This window comes from Zobellella sp. An-6 (genome assembly GCF_052487945.1).
Map to the genome: position 1 here is coordinate 1014057 of NZ_CP199259.1, position 17704 is coordinate 1031760.

Consider the following 17704-nt stretch of genomic DNA (forward strand, 5'->3'; position numbering starts at 1 on the left):
CTATTTAAAATAGCGATCAACATAATCGCAGACAAAATTGGTAAATTTTTCTATGTCAAGCTTGAAATTTTCTCTATATGCTCCTTCTGTATCTGACGGTAAATCTTGGACCATAGAGCTTGGTATGTATACGCTTGGCTGACAAGACTCGCGATATACTTCTGAGTCATAGATATTAATATCTTTCTTGTTTCTCAGAACATTCGAAGAGGAAAATACGATTCCGGGTTTATTACTAATCCATTTATACTTCACCATGCCGGCCCCCCAGGGGCAGATGAAAAAATCTATAATAGAAGACCAAACGATACTTTCCATAATACTTACCCCGACCGTATCAAAAATTGATATTTTCTCAGAGTAAGGCCCATTTTTAATTTGGGCTACTAAATCATCACAAAATCGTTTCTCACGTTCTATCAATTCTGCATCATTATTTGCTAAAACCTTAGAGCCATAAGACATTGGCAGATGACCATCATTAGAGTTCTTTCCATCAATTATTATTGACAAGCTCTTGCCAGTCCTGCGCGAGATGCTCTCTATTAAACTGGCTAGATAAATCTCTTGATCTACCCAAATCCTATTGTCAAATCTTACAGTTATTAGTATTACCAAGTCTTTATTTCTTGCCGTTTCACATAGTGAAAAATCAAATTTCTTCTCACTACAGAAATGATGGGAATAATCTACAACCCTACTTGACAAGGAGGATGAAATATAGGAGTCACCGATGATAACAGGAACGCTTTTAGTCTGCTGTTGGTATAAAAGGACATCGGATTTACTACATTCAAGATATTTATCAGGCTCCACCTCAAAAACGTTCTTTTTTACACCAAAAAAACTGTTCGCACCAACATTTAGATACTTATCAATAAATACATTATTTTTTTTATTAATCAACCTCTCCAAAGCTGACCAGTCATTCCAAAGCTGGTGACCAAAATGCCAGTCATTATAAGTTATAACTGAGCAAGGTTTAGGGCTTTCATCTTTATCAAAGATAAAGTCGTAACTATCAAAATTTAATATAATCTCCTTAAAAAACTCTTTGAGGTGGCTCTGTCCTGAAGTTTTCATAAAAGAAACACAGGAGAAGCTATCTAGAAGTATAATGCAACTATTACGACCTTCGAACCCTGAAACAAACACTATAAAGCTTCGGTTACCATCTGGATAGAAATAGTATCCAGACTTTGAACCAAGGTAACATAAAAATTTAGCCCGAACTAAGTCACCATTTTTTTTGAAAAAAACAGGGCCACGGCTTGATACTGCGTCATCTTGCCATTTAGTTGATGCTGCACCGACAGCGCAAAATTGTACACGTTCGTCATTTAAGATGTCATAAAAAGGACAACTGTTATACTCTGTGCTATTTAATTCAAAAAACTCGTCCAAGCAAAAAAATACGTCATCAATAATGCACTGATCAAAAATGCACTTTAAAAAAAAACCAATATCATTTTCTCTCTGCCCCTTGTCCATTTCGACAAATTTAAGAGCGCTTAGAAAAAAAGAAATACACTCTTTAATAAAAATAAACCACTGTTTTTTTTCTATGGTAGCTCTGGATTTAGTTAACGATCTATTCGATACAAACTGCAAGTTGTTATCTAGAATCCATACGCCTAAGGGGCTATCTTCTGTATCAACCCAGAGCAAAGAGTAAAAACTGCCGCAGCGTGATCTAACCAAATATCTAATACGCGCATTCTCTTTAACATAAGTTGACGCGTCACCATTTTTTATAGCCCTACCATTAAAAATATACTGATCACCAACACAGTGGTCAAGGGGCGAGAAAATTTCAACAGAATCAAAACGAAGGGCTTCATTCAAACTAAACATTTAAAGACCTCAGTAATTCGAGAATTGAGGAGTTTTTTAGCGTGTATTTGTCTTCAACGAGCGAACGAGCTTCTTTAGCTATTTTTTTCCTATAGCTTTCATCATCTATTAATCTAGACAACGAACCAAACCAAGAATCATTTTGATTCAACACAATATTAGAGTTACATTTATTTGCTATATCTTTGTATACATCATGCTCAGACACTATAATTGCCATGTCTAAGGCAGCGTATTCCAAGAATTTCAAGTTAGATTTAGACTTATTGAAGTTATCATTAACCAATGGTATTAAACCGATATCCCACTTAACTCTTTTAAGCAACCAATTAACAAACGATGGATAGTCTGTATTTTTAGGTAAAGCAACTCTATTACCAAATAGCGGTTTGTGGTTTTGGAATGCACCTATTACTTCTATCTCAATTTTATCACCGTACTTTTCTTTCAATTTATTCATGGCATCGGATATCATCAACAGGTCTTCTTGGTGAGTATTAGTCCCTATGTAACCAATTTTGACAGGAAAATCTAAGCTTCTTGCATAATCGCCGGAGTATAGATCCCTTTGAACACCAAGCTGCCATAGATTTTCATCTAACATATTTGGTACTACTACGACCGAACTGTTGTAATGTTCAAACTTAGTTTTTAATTTGGCTGTTGATACAGTTATTTTATCTGCAACTTTAGCAAGAAACTCTACTTTCGAGGCAAGCTCATCAAAATTTCCTTTAAAACCTCTTTGCAGCATTCCACCTTTATCAAGGAGATCATCATCTATTTCATAAATTATTTTTTTTGAAGCAGATTTAACTTTAGTAGTCCATTCTTTTATGTCTTCTAGCTTGAATTTACTTGCGTCTCTTTGAATTAGAAAAATGTCATAGTCGTTTGGGTTTGGTAAATCCACGACAACATCTACGTCAAAATTAGCTCTAACATTTGCATGGGTATATGGCATTACAACCCTTACATACCCAGATCCTGCCGGTAAACTATCACCACGCAATGATGGCAACAAAGCTAGCTTAGGCTTTATTTTTTTGGGATTTAGTTCACGATGCTTAGCTAGTGCTTTAGCCATCAATACTAACTCACTAACAGCCGCCTTATGTGGACTATAATTTGCTGCAGTTGACAAACCTTCATACTTAATTTTCTGAATATCTGAAGGATCAGCTATTAATCGTTTAATCAGATCAAAGCATGTATCCACGTCATATGGATCTACCAAGAAGCTGTTATGCCCATTTATGGCATACTCATCTGTACCACCATTCTGCGTAACAAACGATACTGTTTCGCAAGCCATAGCCTCTAAAGCCGTGCGACCAAAAGCCTGATAGTCAGACAGATCAATAAATATATCCGCTTCAGCCAACAAAGCGGCTACTGCTGGTCTTGTCAAAACACCAGCGTTCTCAAACTCAAATTCGCTGGATAATTTTTTGAACTCTTCAGTATCAGATTCACAACCAAATATTTTAACTTTTACTGCATTACCAAACTCACGCTTAATTCTACTGAGCAGAAGCATCGTCCTTTCAGCACCACGATAAGGTGTCTGCGGCCTTATCATTGCGGTAATAACCATCTCGCTACTAGCTTTTTTTGTAATCGGTTTGTATACATCATGGTCAATACTAGGTACAACTTTCTCGACGTGCACTGCATGGTTTACTTTTACTTGATCTATTATCCAGCGTGTTTTTGCGAAACAGAAAATACCTGGTAAATAGTTATAGGATTCGTATGCTTCCTGCCAAAGTGCTGAACCTTTTTCAAAAAACATCGGCTCATAATCTTGTATATAGTAAGCAGGAAGTATGTGTTTATTTGCCTGAACGATACCCTTCAGATACTTTACAGATTTAAAAATAGTCGCGACAACAACATCGAACCCTGATGAAATAACATTGACACTTTGATCATTAAAACCAATAAATATGTCATCAACATTTGGGATATCTGCATAGTTGTTTCTGAATCGTTCCAAGTTTGAATCATTAACTGCGACCTTGGCATTAACACCCAAGCGACGCATAGCGGTCACTTCTTGTACTACAGAATGTGAACCACCACCACCACCTTTAACCGGGAGTAAGAAGAGGACTGATAAGTCAGTCAGGGCTAATGGTTTTCCAACTTTGGAACATTTTTCTATCTCGACTTGCAGCCGACTGCGCACGTCGTCTAGCTGCGCAGTGTTTTTAACTCTTTCGACCAACCCGGTATATTTCTCTACACCATGCTTTTTCTTAAGATTATCAGATCCCTGCTTAGATAGATGTTGTCTGTTTAGATGACCGAAACTTTTAGATTTAGCATGGAATACATAAACGTCGTCTGCGATTGCAAATTTGTAACCAGCATCGATAGCTCTGATACAAAAATCGTTTTCCTCTCCATATCCCACTGGAAACGTTTCTTCATCCATAAAACCTACGGAATCTAAAACCTCTTTTTTAAGCATAAAACAGAAGCCATTGACAAATGGGAGTTCTGGATAGATGCGCGCACTTACTTGTGAAACGAGCTCAGCGAAACCGTCTATAGTAAAACCATCGGGAACACTATTAATGAAAAAACCACCATTTTCATCTCTTAGACGAGGAACACTCTGCCAGCTTGCTGCATTTGATAATGGGCCAACAATACCTAGTTTCTTATCACTACTTAAACAACGCACCAAACCACTTAACCAGCCCTTGGTGACAATAGTGTCGCTATTTAGCGTAACAATATAATCGCCTTTGCACTGGCGCAGCCCCACGTTTACCGTTGGCGTATAACCTTTGTTTTTATCGTTTTCCGTTAAAAAAAACATCGGCTTATTTTTACAAAACGCCCTTAACCATTCGGTTGTGGGTGTTTCAGAGCCGTCATTAATGACGTACACATTAACCTTAAAATCATCAGTGTTGCGTTCTATCGCTTCTAAACAACGCTGCACATCGTCAAGGGCGTTATATACCGGCACAACAATGTCTACCGTGCAGCTTTCACTATTAATGCTATATAACTGCGCCGGTGACGCACTAACACTTTGTACTGCTGGGTTTTCACTTTTGGCAGGTGGCTTTTCTGCTTGTATTGATAGAATTTCAGGCTTAACCGGCACAGCTTTACCAAGCTTTAGATTCGCCAGCTGTATATTAAATTCGATTACCTTCGCTAACGCAGGTGACTGCTTTAATGCTTGCTCAAACAGCGCCAGCGCCTGGCTGTAATGGCCAGCGCGCATGGCGGCATTACCTTGTTCCAGATAGGTTTGTGTGGTGCTTCCTGCCGCCGGGGCTTGTGTATTAACTGCCATATTTACTCTCTGAAATTCTATAAAAATAATGATTATGCGTTAAATGCTACGTCTAGAATATAAATGGGCTTTACCACGCTGGCGTGACCAACGTCGTGGTTGGGCTGGTCGTTGTATTGCAGTAACAGGCTTAACACCTGCTGTTGCTGCCAGCGCAGACGGTCTATTACCGGCTCGGCCAGGCCTAATGGCTCTGGATGTAGTATTTTTTGATTTGCCGGATGATAAGTGTAATCTGGTGCCTTTAAACACAGCGCAGCAATGCAGTCGACGGTTAAATCACCACGGTAAATAACAAACACATTATCCTGCTTGTCCATTACAATTTCCGGGCGTGAAATAGGTATACGTAAGGTACCACCACCGCATAAGTCAAACCCTGATGTACGGTTTGAAATAATCTGGTGTTGCCATTTGCTGCCGTCAAACCACAGGTGTTGATATTGCACTATGCCGTTTTCATCGTTGGCGTAAAACACAATATGCGGCCGGTTACGGCTGTCTACCGCCATGCTGCACTGGTTAATCAGGTTGCTGCCTGGGGATACTGGCCATATTACCTCGGCATTCACTTGAGTAATGGGTAACTGAAAGGGCTTAAGGTTGGATGAATGCCAGCTATTGCCATTATCAAAAGACTGGGCGTAGCAAATGTTCAAGTTGTTTATCTGCTGATCTTCACCAATGCTATGAGTACGCCAGACAAAGCTTAAGTGTAAATTGCCATTATGATCCCGCACAGGATGGTTCCAGTAAGCATTACTGGTCCAGGGAAGGTTGGTGGCACCGGATAAAACAGCTGTATCCGAGTCTTGCCAGCGCTGCTCCGTCTCATTGTATTGCTTGATAAACGCTGAGCCTTTTTGATGATTTCCATCACGATACAGTAATTGCAGCGGAGCACTTTCGGATGGCATTAAGAATGCCGGATAGGTGACTTTGGTTTCCCGCTGGCCGGTCATGGCCAGTTCATCACTCCAGTTTTCTATATATTCCGGAGCCAGGCTGCGGCGATATTTTAACTGGGTGCCATGGTGATCGTAGCTGATATGGAGATAGCCGTCTCTGTCCATGCCCAGGCTGATGCTGTTGTGGGCGTCCTTAATGTTGTAATCGCCCTTTATATCACTCTGCAGCAGTTCGCCGTTGTTCAGGTTTCGCTGTACTACGCGCAGGGTATGCTGGTCTACATAAAAGGCGGTATATTGCCAGCCGTTGTGAGTGAAAATGCCATGGTGACGAAATATCACCGTATTCACGGTATTGCCGGCCCAGGCATCACCCAGCGCCACTTGGCTGATGGTTTTTACACTAAAGCCCGGCTTGTCAGTAGTGTTGTTGTATTGGCTCCATGCGCTGCTTATACCCAGCTGGGCCAGCTGTTCAAACCAACGTGCCTGAGTAAGTACCTGGCTGTGAGCAATGGTGCCCACCGAGGATGCCTTGTCAAAGTGCTTTCTGGCATCTTGAGTATGGTTCAGGCTGGCCCTGGCTCTTGCCAGGGTGTTGAAAGTCCCGGAGATAAGGATGCGCACTGCATTTCTGTTTTTCCGGGGCAGCTCACTTAGCAATGCCTTTGCCGTATCAAGTTCACCAAGCTGAAAGTGAGCGGCGGCCTTGAGGCTGATCAACTCAATATGCTGAGAGTGATGTTTGAGTACTGTGGCATCCTGTGCTGCCAGTGCTTGCCAGTCGCCGGCATGCCAGAGCAAGATGGTTTGCAGGTAAAGCCGGTGTTCATTTGGCAGCAGGGCGCCTTCCGTGGTGGTTGCCAGGGCTCTGGAGTTATGTCGCCGCAGAGCCGGCTGTTGCAGCTTTTTTGACTTGTGGCTTTTTTTGTTTTTGTTCTTTCCTGGCTTTTGGTTTTTGCTCGCTTCAGACATGCTGTGCTCCGGCCATTTAAAACGTGGGGCTCTGGGCCAAAGTCAGGGCGTCGGCATCTTTTGCGGAAAGTTGCGGAGCTGTTCCGGCGGCCAGTGGCCAGTTAATGGCCAGCGCATCATCGTTCCAGGCCAGGGAATATTCATCACCAGGGTTATAGTAATCGGTACACTTATACTGAAACTCGGCTTCTTCACTGGTCACATAAAAACCATGGGCAAAACCCGGTGGCACCCACAACATTTGCCTGTTGCTCTCGTTCAGTAATACGCCAGCCCATTGGCCAAAGGTCGGAGAGTGTTTACGCATGTCCACTGCCACATCAAACACTTCACCTTTGGTAACCCGTACCAGCTTGCCCTGGGGTTTTTTTAGCTGGTAGTGCAGACCACGCAAAATGCCCTGTTTGGATTTGCTGTGGTTGTCCTGCACAAACTGGTAGTTTCCACAGTGTTGTTCAAACTCGCTCTGGCGAAAGGTTTCCATAAAAAAGCCACGCTCGTCACCAAACACCCTGGGGGTAAGCAGTACTACATCGGGAATGGCAAGGGGTTGATATTCCATTTCACTTTCCTTCTGCTTCAAGCAGGTGCAGCAAATACTGGCCATAGTGGGTTTTGTAAAGGGCTTCGCCACGGTGGTGCAGCTCTTTGTCACTTATCCAGCCATTGCGCCAGCCAATTTCTTCCAGGCAGGCAATTTTAAGGCCCTGGCGGTGCTCAATGGTTTGCACATAGCTGCTGGCTTCCAGCAGGCTGTCGTGGGTGCCGGTGTCCAGCCAGGAAAAGCCCCGGCCCAGGCGTTCTACTCTCAGGTTGCCCTGTTGCAGATAGGCATTGTTGACGCTGGTAATTTCCAGCTCGCCCCGTTCAGAAGGCTTAACGTCTTTGGCAATGCTGACCACTTCGTTGTCGTAAAAATACAGGCCGGTTACCGCATAACTGCTTTTGGGCTTTGCCGGTTTTTCTTCAATGCTGATGGCTTTGCCCTCGGCATCAAATTCCACCACGCCAAAACGCTCGGGGTCGTGCACCAGGTAGCCAAATACAGTGGCGCCGCTTGGCTGGGCGGCGGCTTTTTTCAGCTGCTCGGAAAAGTGCTGACCATGAAAGATGTTGTCGCCCAGCACCAGGCACACCGGGCTGTTGCCAATAAAGTCTTCGCCAATAATAAAGGCCTGGGCCAGGCCGTCCGGGCTGGGTTGCACCGCATAGCTGAAGCTCACGCCAAACTGCTCGCCGTTACCCAGCAGTTTTTGGTACTGGGGCAGATCATCCGGCGTTGAGATGATCAAGATTTCGCGAATGCCGGCCAGCATCAATACCGAGACGGGGTAGTAGATCATGGGCTTGTCGTAAATAGGCAGCAGCTGTTTGGAAATGCCCAAGGTGATTGGGTGCAGCCGGGTGCCGGAGCCGCCGGCCAGAATAATGCCTTTAGTGTTGCTGGTGTAGGTGGTCATGCAAAAAACTCTTCAAGGGTTAACTGTAATTGTTGTTGCCAGTGGGGCAGCTCTGCGCCCAGCGCCTGTTCCAGCTTGCTCAGGTTCATGCGGGAGTTCAGCGGGCGGGCAGCCGGGGTGGGGTAGTTGGCAGTAGCAATGCCGTTTACCTGGCTTATGGCAAGCTCTTGACCAAGCGCGCGGGCCTGTTCAAAAATGGCTTGGGCAAACTGCTGCCAGCTGGTGGTGCCATTGGGTGCCAGATGATACACACCACTTTCAATCTCTTTTTCTATTGCCAGCTGAGTTATCAGAGCAATTAAGCGGGCTGGGGTGGGGGCACCTATCTGATCGTTAACCACGCTGAGCTCGGTTCTTTCTTTGCCCAGGCGCAGCATGGTTTTCATAAAATTGTTGCCACGGGCGGCGTATACCCAGCTGGTGCGGAATATCAGGTGGCTGCAGCCTATGGCCTGTATGGCCAAGTCGCCCTGTAATTTGCTGTGGCCATAAAGGTTTTGGGGGCCGGTGGTGTCATCTTCTTGCCAGGGAGTAGTGCCGGTGCCCGGATATACATAGTCCGATGAATAGTGCACCAGCCGTTTGCTCTGTTGCTTGCAATATTCAGCCAGTTGGGCCGGCAGTTCGGCGTTCAGCCGCATGGCCAGCTCCGTCTCGCTTTCGGCTTTATCTACGGCGGTGTAGGCGGCGGCGTTGAGAATAAGATCGGGCTGTTCAGCCTGAAGATAAGCGGCCACGGCATCGGCATTGGCCAGGTCCAACTGCTGACGGGTAGGTGCCAGCAGTTGCCCGTGCAGCACCAGCTGGCGGCGCAGTTCAAAGCCAACCTGGCCGTTGCCACCGGTAATAAGAATTTTTGACTGTGGCATTACACGCTTGCTCCCAGCCGCTCTCCCTGATAGCTGCCGTTTTGCACTCGTAGCCACCAGTCTTTGTTATTCAGGTACCACTGCACGGTTTTGCGCAGCCCGGTTTCAAAAGTCTCGGCCGGTTTCCAGCCCAGTTCGCGTTCGATTTTTGCGGCATCAATGGCATAGCGCACATCGTGGCCCGGGCGATCTTTTACATAAGTGATCAGCTCACGGTAACTGCGTTCTTGCGGCACCAGCTCCTGCAGAATGTCACAAAGGGTGTGCACCACCTCTATGTTCTGCTTTTCGTTGTGGCCGCCAATGTTGTAGGTGTCGCCAATGGCGCCCTGCTGGGCCACCAGCACCAGGGCCCGGGCATGGTCTTCCACAAACAGCCAGTCGCGGATTTGCTTGCCATCGCCATACACTGGCAGCGGCTTGCCGGCCAGGGCGTTGAGGATCATCAGCGGGATCAGCTTTTCGGGGAAGTGATAGGGGCCGTAGTTGTTGGAGCAGTTGGTGACCAGGGTGGGAAGGCCAAAGGTGCGCTGCCAGGCCCGCACCAGATGATCGGAGCTGGCCTTGCTGGCGGAGTAGGGCGAGCTGGGCGCGTAGGAGGTGGTTTCGGTAAACAAGTCATCGGTGCCGTGCAGGTCGCCGTACACTTCATCGGTAGAGATGTGATGAAAACGAAAGCCCTCGGCTTTTTCCGGCGCGGAAGTTTTAAGAGCGCTCCAGTAGCTGCGGGCTGCTTCCAGCAGGGTGTAGGTGCCTACAATGTTGGTTTGAATAAACTCGGCGGGGCCATCGATGGAGCGGTCTACATGGCTTTCGGCAGCCAGGTGCATCACTATGTCGGGGCGGTGCTGTTCAAACACTGTCTGCATGGCGGCTGCATCGCAAATATCCGCCTGCACAAAGGTGTAGCGCGGGTTGTCTTCCACACTTGCCAGTGACTCCAGGTTACCGGCGTAGGTGAGTTTGTCCAGGTTTACTACTTTGTGCTTGGTGTTGTTGATTAGCTCGCGCACCACGGCCGAGCCGATAAAGCCGGCGCCGCCGGTAATTAAAAATGTTTTAGCCATGTTTTTTCCGTTAAATTGTGCTACCGCTGAGCATAAGCTCTTTAATTAGTTCGATTTGGGCTTCGGCCTTGAGAAGCTCGCTTTCAAGTAACTGCTGGCGTGACTGTGTAGCTTGGTGTTCATTCAACAGTTTTTGGTGTTTTTGTTGTAATTCCGCATGTTTTTTCTGCAGTTCGAGTAATCTTCTTTCTTGTTCTTTAAGCGCATTATTATCTTTGGTTAACTGCTCTTTTTCCTGCTTAAGCTGCCCGAGCTCGATAGTAACTGTATTGAGCTGTTGTTGTGTTTGTTCTTTAGCCTGGCTTTCGGCTTGAAGCTGTTGTTGTAGCTTGGTGTATTGCTTTTGAAGATCATTTTGTGCCTGGGTTAGCTGCTCATGGTGCTGTTTGATATTATCCCGCTCTTGAGTGGTGAGCTTGAGCTGTTGCTGTGCCTTCTCCCTAGCTTGGGATTCACTTTGCAGTTGCTGCTGAAGCTCGGTTGTTTGCTTTTGTAGTACAGCTAAGAGTGTTTCCTTTTCCGTTAGTGTGACCTTGTCTTTGGCAAGCTGTTCATTATTTTGCTTAAGTTTATCGGCCTCTTCCAAGCAGGAGTTTAGTTGCTGTTGTACCTGCTCTTTGGCCTGTATTTCAGTTTGTAATTGCTGCTGTAGGCTGTGGAACTGCTTTTGGAGAGCACTCTTTGCTTGAGTTAGTTGCTCATGCTGCTGCGCGAGGTTATCTCGCTCTTGAGTAGTGCTATTGAGCTGTTGCTGTGCTTTTTCTTTACCCTGGTTTTCAACTTCAAGGAGTTTTTTAAGTTCGGTTTGTTTCTGGCTCAACTGTTCGTGTTGCAGCCTTAGGTGATCCCTCTCCTGAGTGGTAGCTTTGAGTTGCTGTTCAGCTTTTTCCTTGGTGTTAGTTTCAGTTTTTATATCATGTTGCAACGCTTCAAGCTGTTGTTGGAGGCTTTCGACTAAAGTATTAGCGCGCTGCAGTTCTGATTGTACGACTTGAAGAGCCTGCTTAGCTGGGTTGATTGCCAGTTGCCAGAGGGAAATGTCTGGATCACTGTTGTCTACATCAAGCAGGTCAAAGCAGTGGTTTTCCAGCTTTGGCAACAGTTCACCGGGGTTATGCGGGCTTTGGTAAAGCGCTATATCCGGCATGCTTACCTGGATATGCCGGAACAGGGAAAGCTGGTTCTGCTCAAGCAGGCTGTCGAGAATGGCCTGCTCTTCGCCGTTGGCTTCCACTACCAGCTGGTTGTGTTGCTCCGGGCTGAGTTGCAAACGCTCCATCAGCACTTGCGGGCTGATGGTGGCCACCTGGTGCTGCCGCACCGCCTTTATGCCGGGGAACAGCTGGCTCAGCCCGGTGGCGGGGTGCAGGCTGCTGGCCTGGGCCAGGTTGTATTCGGTTAATTCTGCATTGGTCGCCGGGCTACTGCTTACTGCCAGCTCCCATACTTCGGCATTAGGCATGCCGGCGGTGGCCTGGCGCAGGGCCTTGGCCAGGGTGGGCAGGGGCTCTATTAAAACAAGGCGGGTAGGGTTTAGTTGCTGATAATGGGGCAACTGGCCGCCGCTTCCGGCACCAATGTGCACCAAAGTGTGGATTGGGGTTGGGTTCATTAATCGTCCTTTTACGGCCAGTTAGCCTGTGCGGATAAAATCGCGTTTGTGATTTTTGGTAGCAGTGTTGGTGCGAATACAGTCGCGCCTGCGGCCAACGGAGTTAGTCCCTGTGGTCGCGGATGATCAGCATCATCATGCTGGTAATAAAAGCCAGGAACAGGGCGACAATGGCAAACACCGTGGTGTTGTAGAGCCGCTCGGGTTGGGTGGCATATTCCGGCTGCAGCGGGCTTTGCAGCACGCTTACCTGCTTGAGTTTGCGGGCGGCCTCTATGCGGGTGTTTTCCAGTGCCGCCAGGGCGCTGGAGTAGGTTTGCTGGGCAAACTGGGCCTTAAGCTCCAGGGTTTGATAGTCGGCGGAAATGCGGTTAAGGGCATTGCCGGTTTCTTGCGCCAGGCGGTTGCGCTCGCGCTCTATCTGGGTTTGCAGGGCATTGATTTCGTTTTTTATTTGCACCATTTCGGCGGAGCGGGTGCTCTGGTAGCTTTGGGCGGCGTTCAGCCTGGCCTGCATGCGGGCCAGTTCGCCTTCCAGCGTGCCCACCACCTGGTTAAGGCTTTCTACCGTTTGCAGGGGAGAGATCAGGCCGTGTTCATTCTGGTAGGCCAATAGGTCGGCGCGGGCTTCATCGAGCCTGTGTTCCAGCCGCTCCAGCTGGCGCTCTAAAAAGCGTACCTGCTCTTCCGCCAGGCGCTGGCCCATGTTGTTCATATGGGCTTCGCCGCTTTGCAGCAACAGGGCGGCCAGTTGATGGGCAAATTCCGGGGTAAAGGCCTGTACCTCTATGTTGAGTACACCGGCGTATTCGTCCAGTTCTACCGATATGCGCTTCTTATAGTATTCGTGTACTTCCTCGATGGGGGCGTCGGCATCCCACAGGCGGGCGAACAGGTCGCCGTTTTGGCTGTAGTGCTGGCGAAAGGGGAGTTCTTGCTGCACTTTTTTCAGCATATCCACGGAAAGCAGGTGTTCGCGCAGCAGCAGCAGGTCACCATTGCCGCCACCGCCTTTTAACAGGCTGGAGAAGTTGAATTCGGCCGGGGCGATTTGCGGGCTTTCCAGCACCACGGTGGCGCGGGAAACATAGCGGTCTTCGGCCCAGGCAAACCAGTAAAAGGCAACGGCAATAATGGACATTATTGCCAGTGCCCAGTGGGGTTGTTGTTTGATAAAGCGGTTCATGGGTGCTCGTGTGTTGGATTCGAAAAAATTTGGTTTTAAATTTTTTGTCGGCAGGGCCGGGTTTATGGATTCCCGTCTTCGCGGGAATGACGATAGGTTCGTCGGGTCATTTCGATGGACCGTTTTGCCATTGGCGCCGGGCTTGTACCTTGAGTTTATGGATTCCCGCCTTCGCGGGAATGACGATAGGTTTGTCGGGTCCATTTCGATGGACCGTTTGTCATTGGCGCCGGGTTTGGTCGACTGAAGTCGACCCTACGAGGTGTTTCGGCATTGGGGTTGTGGTTTGGTCGACTGAAGTCGACCCTACGTGGTGCTCTGGCATCGGTGTTGTGGTTTGGGTTACGCGCGGGTGCCGGCATCCTGGTGGTAGGCGGCAATGGCATCGTTGATATCGTCAAACCAGGTGGCGTGGCCTTTTTTAAGGTAAATACCGGCCTGGCACAGGTCTTTAAGAATGCCTTCGGAGTGGGACACCATAATCAAGCTGGACTGGCCTACCTTGTCCTTAAAGGCTTTGCTGGCTTTATCCTTGAAGTTGCGGTCGCCTACGGCGGTGGCCTCGTCGGAAAGGTATACATCAAAGTCAAAGGCCAGAGACAAGCCAAAATTCAACCGGGCGCGCATGCCGGAGGAATAGGTTTTTATCGGCCGGTCGAAGGCGCTGCCCAGTTCGGCGAAGTCTTCCACATAGTCGATAATGCGCTGCACGTTAAGGCCGCCGCCATGTACCCGGGCCACAAACTTTACGTTTTGCCGCCCGGTCATGCTGCTTTGAAAACCGCCGGAAAGGCCGATGGGCCAGGATACCCGGCAAAGGCGTTCTATTTTGCCGCGCTCGGGGTTGTCCATGCCCGCGATCAGCCGCAGCAGGGTGGATTTGCCGGCGCCGTTCTGGCCAACCAGCCCCACGCTTACCCCCTTGGGGATGGTGAGGTTGATGTCGGTCAGCACCCAGGGGCTTGCCCGACCATCGCGGTTGTTGTAGCGCTTGTAAAGGTTCTGAATATGGATCATTTTGCTTTCAACTGGTCTCGATAACGCAAGTGCATCAGCAGCCCCAGGGCGTTTAGCGCCAGGATCCAAAGCCATAAATAAACGGCGCTGGTGCCGGCCACCACCCGGTAGTTTTCAAAAAAGCCCAGACGCATTAATTCAATTCCATGAACTATGGGATTGAGTGTTAAATACTCCAACGCTGAGTGGGGGAGGCTGTTTAAGGGCAAAATGGCACCACTAACAATCATTAGTGGCAGGTTTGTCATATTTATAACTTTACCTACTTCTGGAATTAACTTTACTGTCACCGACACTACCAGCCCGAACCCAAGCCCAAGCGCCCATAAAGAGAGCCACCCAAATAACGCTTGAATAGCGTTGTCCGGAAAAATATCCAGGCCCAGGCCAAGCCCACCAACAATAAACAGCATAAATATAAAGGTGCGCAGCATGTCATCCACAAAACTGCGCACCAGCACAGTGTCTACCGGTTGTACCTGGCGGTAGGCAAACAGGGCCTGGCTGGCGTTAATGGCGCCCTGGCTGCGAGTTAACCCTTCGCGCACCAAGAAAAAACCCATCATCCCTACAATAAGCCAAGGGATATATTCGGCATTCATGATGAGTTTGTTTGTTGAGCCAAAAGCCCCGCGTATCAACGCCATGATGGCGATTACTGCTGCTGGCTCGAAGATCATCCAGAACCAGCCCATGCGGTCGGCCATGGTGCGGGACACGGCCTCCCGCATAAACATGGCAAACCATACGCTGCGGGTAACCTGCCAGGGAGTACGCGCTTGCATTACAGGTCTATCGCCACTTTGGCGGCAATGGCAATCTGGTAAAGGATCTGGGTGAGGGTGCTGGCCAGCTGCAGGTTTTTGGTGGGCGCGGCCGGCAGCACCAGAATCTCGTCGCCCGGGCGCAGGGTTACGTCCGCCGCTTCGCGCACTTCGCCGTTTTGGCGCACCACCAGAATGCGTTTTTCATCGGCCCGCTCGGTAAAGCCGCCGGCGCCGGCGATATAGTCCTGGGCGCTGCGGCCGGGAGCAAACACCACCGACTGGGGCACCAGTACTTCGCCGCTGATCAAGAGCGCATCGGATTTTTCCGGAATGGTGATCACGTCGCCGTCTTGCAGGCGGATGTTGCTGATGGCGCCGTTGTTGGCCAGCACCAGGCGGCCGTTGGGCTCCACCTGGCGCGCGCGTTCAATAAACTGGCTGATAAGCTCGGCCTCGCGCACCCGGATCTGGGCTTCTTCGTTGGTGGCGGAAGAGGCGCCCAGGTAGGTGGTTTCCAGCCGGTTCAGGCTTTCTTCCAGCGCCTGCCGTTGCCGCTCGGCCACGCTTTGCCGCTTGAGCGAGATGCTGTTCACGTCGGTCATCTCCGCCGGCACGGCCACGGCATCCAGCAGTTCGTGCAGCTGGGCGTCGCGCGGCAGGGCGAAGCGGGAGGGGCCGTAGTAGCTGCCTTCCAGCGTCACCACTATGGTGTCGTCGCGCAGGTCGCTGCTGAAGGTGACCTGGTCGCCGCTTTGCAGCGGCTGCCGGTTGAAGTCGGCCAGATCCAGGTAGCTGGAAACGGGGCCCTGGCTGCGGGCGCCGCGCAGCAGCACATGGGTAACGTTGGATTGCAGCCGAGCCAGTTGCAGCAGATCCTGGCCGCTCATGGCGCCCGGGGTCAGTTCGTAACGGTAGGGGCGGGCCACGTCGCCTTCCACGGTGACGGTGGGGCCGCGCTCTTCCACCACCAGGGTGTCGCCGTCCCGGAATTGCGGGCGGGGCAGGTTGCCGTTAATTAAAAAGTCGTACAGGTCGGCGCTGGCAATGGTGTTGCCGTTGCGCACCACCCGCACCTTGCGGTAGCTGCCCACGGCGTCGTCTATGCCGCCGGCCTGGTCCAGAAAATACAGCAGCGAGTCGTTGGGGGTGCCGGCAAAGCGGCCGGGGTTTTTGACATAGCCGGTAACGAACACCGACACCGGCTGCACGCCCTGCAGGTTGGTGTATACCTGCACGTTGTTGGAATAGATGGAGTTAACGGCGGCGCGCACGCGGCCGTCCAGCTCGCCGTGGCGAATGCCCTGCACCTTGATGGGGCCCACGCCGGGAATAAAGATATTGCCCTGGGCATCCACCGGCAGCACCCGGTCTATTTCCACCGCGCCCCACACCCGCAGGGTGACCTGGTCGCCGGGGGTGATCACGTAATCCGGGTTGAGCCCGTCCGCCCTTATGCCGCGAAAGCCGCCGGTAAACAGGTGGGCGCCAAAGCTGGGAATGGCCCGGGCGGGCAGGGCCTGGCCGGGCTGGGCCTGGGGCGGGCCGTAGCGGCCGCTTTGCCAGCTGGTGCTTTGGTTGGTGCTGGCCTGGTCGGCCTCGGACGGGGCGTTAAAGCGGCTTTGCTGCTCGGCGGGCAGTTCGCCGGCATCGGCGCCAATCAGCTGGGCCTGGGCCTGGGCGGCCAGGGTGAGCAGGGCGAACAGGCCGGTGTGAACCGCCAGTTTTTTTAGTGACATGGGCATTTTTTCTCAAATTTTTGATTGTTCGGGGCATATTCGACCGAACCATGGCGCCGTTGGCGGATTGGTCCACTGAAGTGGACCCTACGGTTGGCTCGGCGCCGTTGTTGGGTGGTCCACTGAAGTGGACTCTACGGTTGGCCCGGTGTTGATGTTGGTTTCTGTAGGGTCGAATTTATTCGACCGGATCATGGCGCCGTTGGCGGATTGGTCCACTGAAGTGGACCCTACGGTTGGCTCGGCGCCGGTGTTGGGTGGCCCGGTGCCGGCGGACCCTAGGGGTTGAGCAAACGGGTGACCGGGCGCACCTGGGCCCAGGCGCCGGCATCGGTTTGGCAGGCCAGGTGGTATGCGGTGGCGCCGGTGGGCTGGCTTACTTCCAGCTCGCGACAGGTCCGGCCGCTGGCGGCAAAGTAGGGGGCGTTGGCCAGCACCTGCACGTTGGGTCCCCAGGGGGACTGGGCCAGGGTGGTGGCGGCGCCGGGGGCGGCATTGCCGAGGAACTGGTTCAGCTCGGAGGAGTATTGGCTGTGGGGGGCACTGGTGTGTTGTTCTGCCTGGCTGGCACAACCGCCCAGGGTTAACACGCCCAGGGCCAGCAGGGTATAGGGAATAATCTTGTTGTTCGATAACAGCATGGGGTTTTGCGCTCTTTTCTTACTGAATTATGGCGTTGAGCTGGCAGATTTTTTGCTTGGGGCCGGGCAGGATGGCGATTGTTGTTTTAATTAAAGACAAAAGGCGGCTGGAGAGAAGAAATGTTGTTAATAAACAAACGGTTATCTTTTGGTTGTTTATAAAAAAGGTACGCTACCGCCCTTAGGTTACAGCCCCTAATCTGCTGGTTTCACTCGCTCCTTGTAAAACGCGGTTGCAAATAGCAAGGCGTTATTTTTTGGACGCGGAATAATAGCACCGCCACTCATGGATT

The 17704-nt window shown here is 50.0% G+C and carries 13 protein-coding genes; all 13 read right to left on the reverse strand.

The window, feature by feature from the left end; translation table 11 throughout:
* On the reverse strand, positions 1-1854 hold the full coding sequence (locus ACT7DK_RS04610; RefSeq protein WP_445396781.1) for a hypothetical protein: 1854 nt from the start codon (positions 1852-1854) through the stop codon (positions 1-3).
* On the reverse strand, positions 1847-5173 hold the full coding sequence (locus ACT7DK_RS04615; protein WP_445396783.1) for a glycosyltransferase: 3327 nt from the start codon (positions 5171-5173) through the stop codon (positions 1847-1849). Before ACT7DK_RS04615 ends, ACT7DK_RS04610 begins: the two co-directional genes overlap by 8 nt.
* A gap of 32 nt (positions 5174-5205) precedes the next feature.
* Positions 5206-7056, reverse strand: coding sequence for a BNR-4 repeat-containing protein (locus ACT7DK_RS04620; protein WP_445396785.1), 1851 nt, complete (start codon positions 7054-7056; stop codon positions 5206-5208).
* A gap of 16 nt (positions 7057-7072) precedes the next feature.
* Entirely contained in the window at positions 7073-7618 is a 546-nt protein-coding gene (gene rfbC / locus ACT7DK_RS04625) for a dTDP-4-dehydrorhamnose 3,5-epimerase (RefSeq protein WP_445396787.1), read from the reverse strand.
* Between the two features lies 1 nt (position 7619).
* Positions 7620-8516 carry a glucose-1-phosphate thymidylyltransferase RfbA gene (gene rfbA, locus ACT7DK_RS04630; RefSeq protein ID WP_445396789.1) on the reverse strand — a complete coding sequence of 299 codons (897 nt, stop codon included), beginning with the start codon at positions 8514-8516 and terminating at the stop codon, positions 7620-7622.
* On the reverse strand, positions 8513-9385 hold the full coding sequence (rfbD, locus tag ACT7DK_RS04635; RefSeq protein ID WP_445396791.1) for a dTDP-4-dehydrorhamnose reductase: 873 nt from the start codon (positions 9383-9385) through the stop codon (positions 8513-8515). Before rfbD ends, rfbA begins: the two co-directional genes overlap by 4 nt.
* Positions 9385-10452: a dTDP-glucose 4,6-dehydratase gene (rfbB, locus tag ACT7DK_RS04640; protein WP_445396793.1), complete on the reverse strand. Its 1068-nt coding sequence runs from the start codon at positions 10450-10452 to the stop codon at positions 9385-9387. Before rfbB ends, rfbD begins: the two co-directional genes overlap by 1 nt.
* Before the next feature lie 10 nt (positions 10453-10462).
* The gene (locus tag ACT7DK_RS04645) at positions 10463-12064 is read right to left on the reverse strand and encodes a hypothetical protein (RefSeq protein WP_445396795.1); all 1602 of its coding nucleotides are present in this window, start codon (positions 12062-12064) and stop codon (positions 10463-10465) included.
* A gap of 103 nt (positions 12065-12167) precedes the next feature.
* The gene (locus tag ACT7DK_RS04650; RefSeq protein WP_445396797.1) at positions 12168-13250 is read right to left on the reverse strand and encodes a chain-length determining protein; all 1083 of its coding nucleotides are present in this window, start codon (positions 13248-13250) and stop codon (positions 12168-12170) included.
* Between the two features lie 342 nt (positions 13251-13592).
* The gene (locus ACT7DK_RS04655) at positions 13593-14342 is read right to left on the reverse strand and encodes an ABC transporter ATP-binding protein (RefSeq protein WP_445396799.1); all 750 of its coding nucleotides are present in this window, start codon (positions 14340-14342) and stop codon (positions 13593-13595) included.
* Positions 14264-15052 carry an ABC transporter permease gene (locus ACT7DK_RS04660; protein ID WP_445396801.1) on the reverse strand — a complete coding sequence of 263 codons (789 nt, stop codon included), beginning with the start codon at positions 15050-15052 and terminating at the stop codon, positions 14264-14266. Before ACT7DK_RS04660 ends, ACT7DK_RS04655 begins: the two co-directional genes overlap by 79 nt.
* Positions 15052-16770: a polysaccharide biosynthesis/export family protein gene (locus ACT7DK_RS04665; protein WP_445396803.1), complete on the reverse strand. Its 1719-nt coding sequence runs from the start codon at positions 16768-16770 to the stop codon at positions 15052-15054. The genes ACT7DK_RS04660 and ACT7DK_RS04665 overlap by 1 nt, the downstream gene beginning before the upstream one ends.
* A gap of 278 nt (positions 16771-17048) precedes the next feature.
* Entirely contained in the window at positions 17049-17411 is a 363-nt protein-coding gene (locus ACT7DK_RS04670) for a DVU3141 family protein (RefSeq protein WP_445396805.1), read from the reverse strand.
* Between the last annotated feature and the right edge of the window lie 293 nt (positions 17412-17704).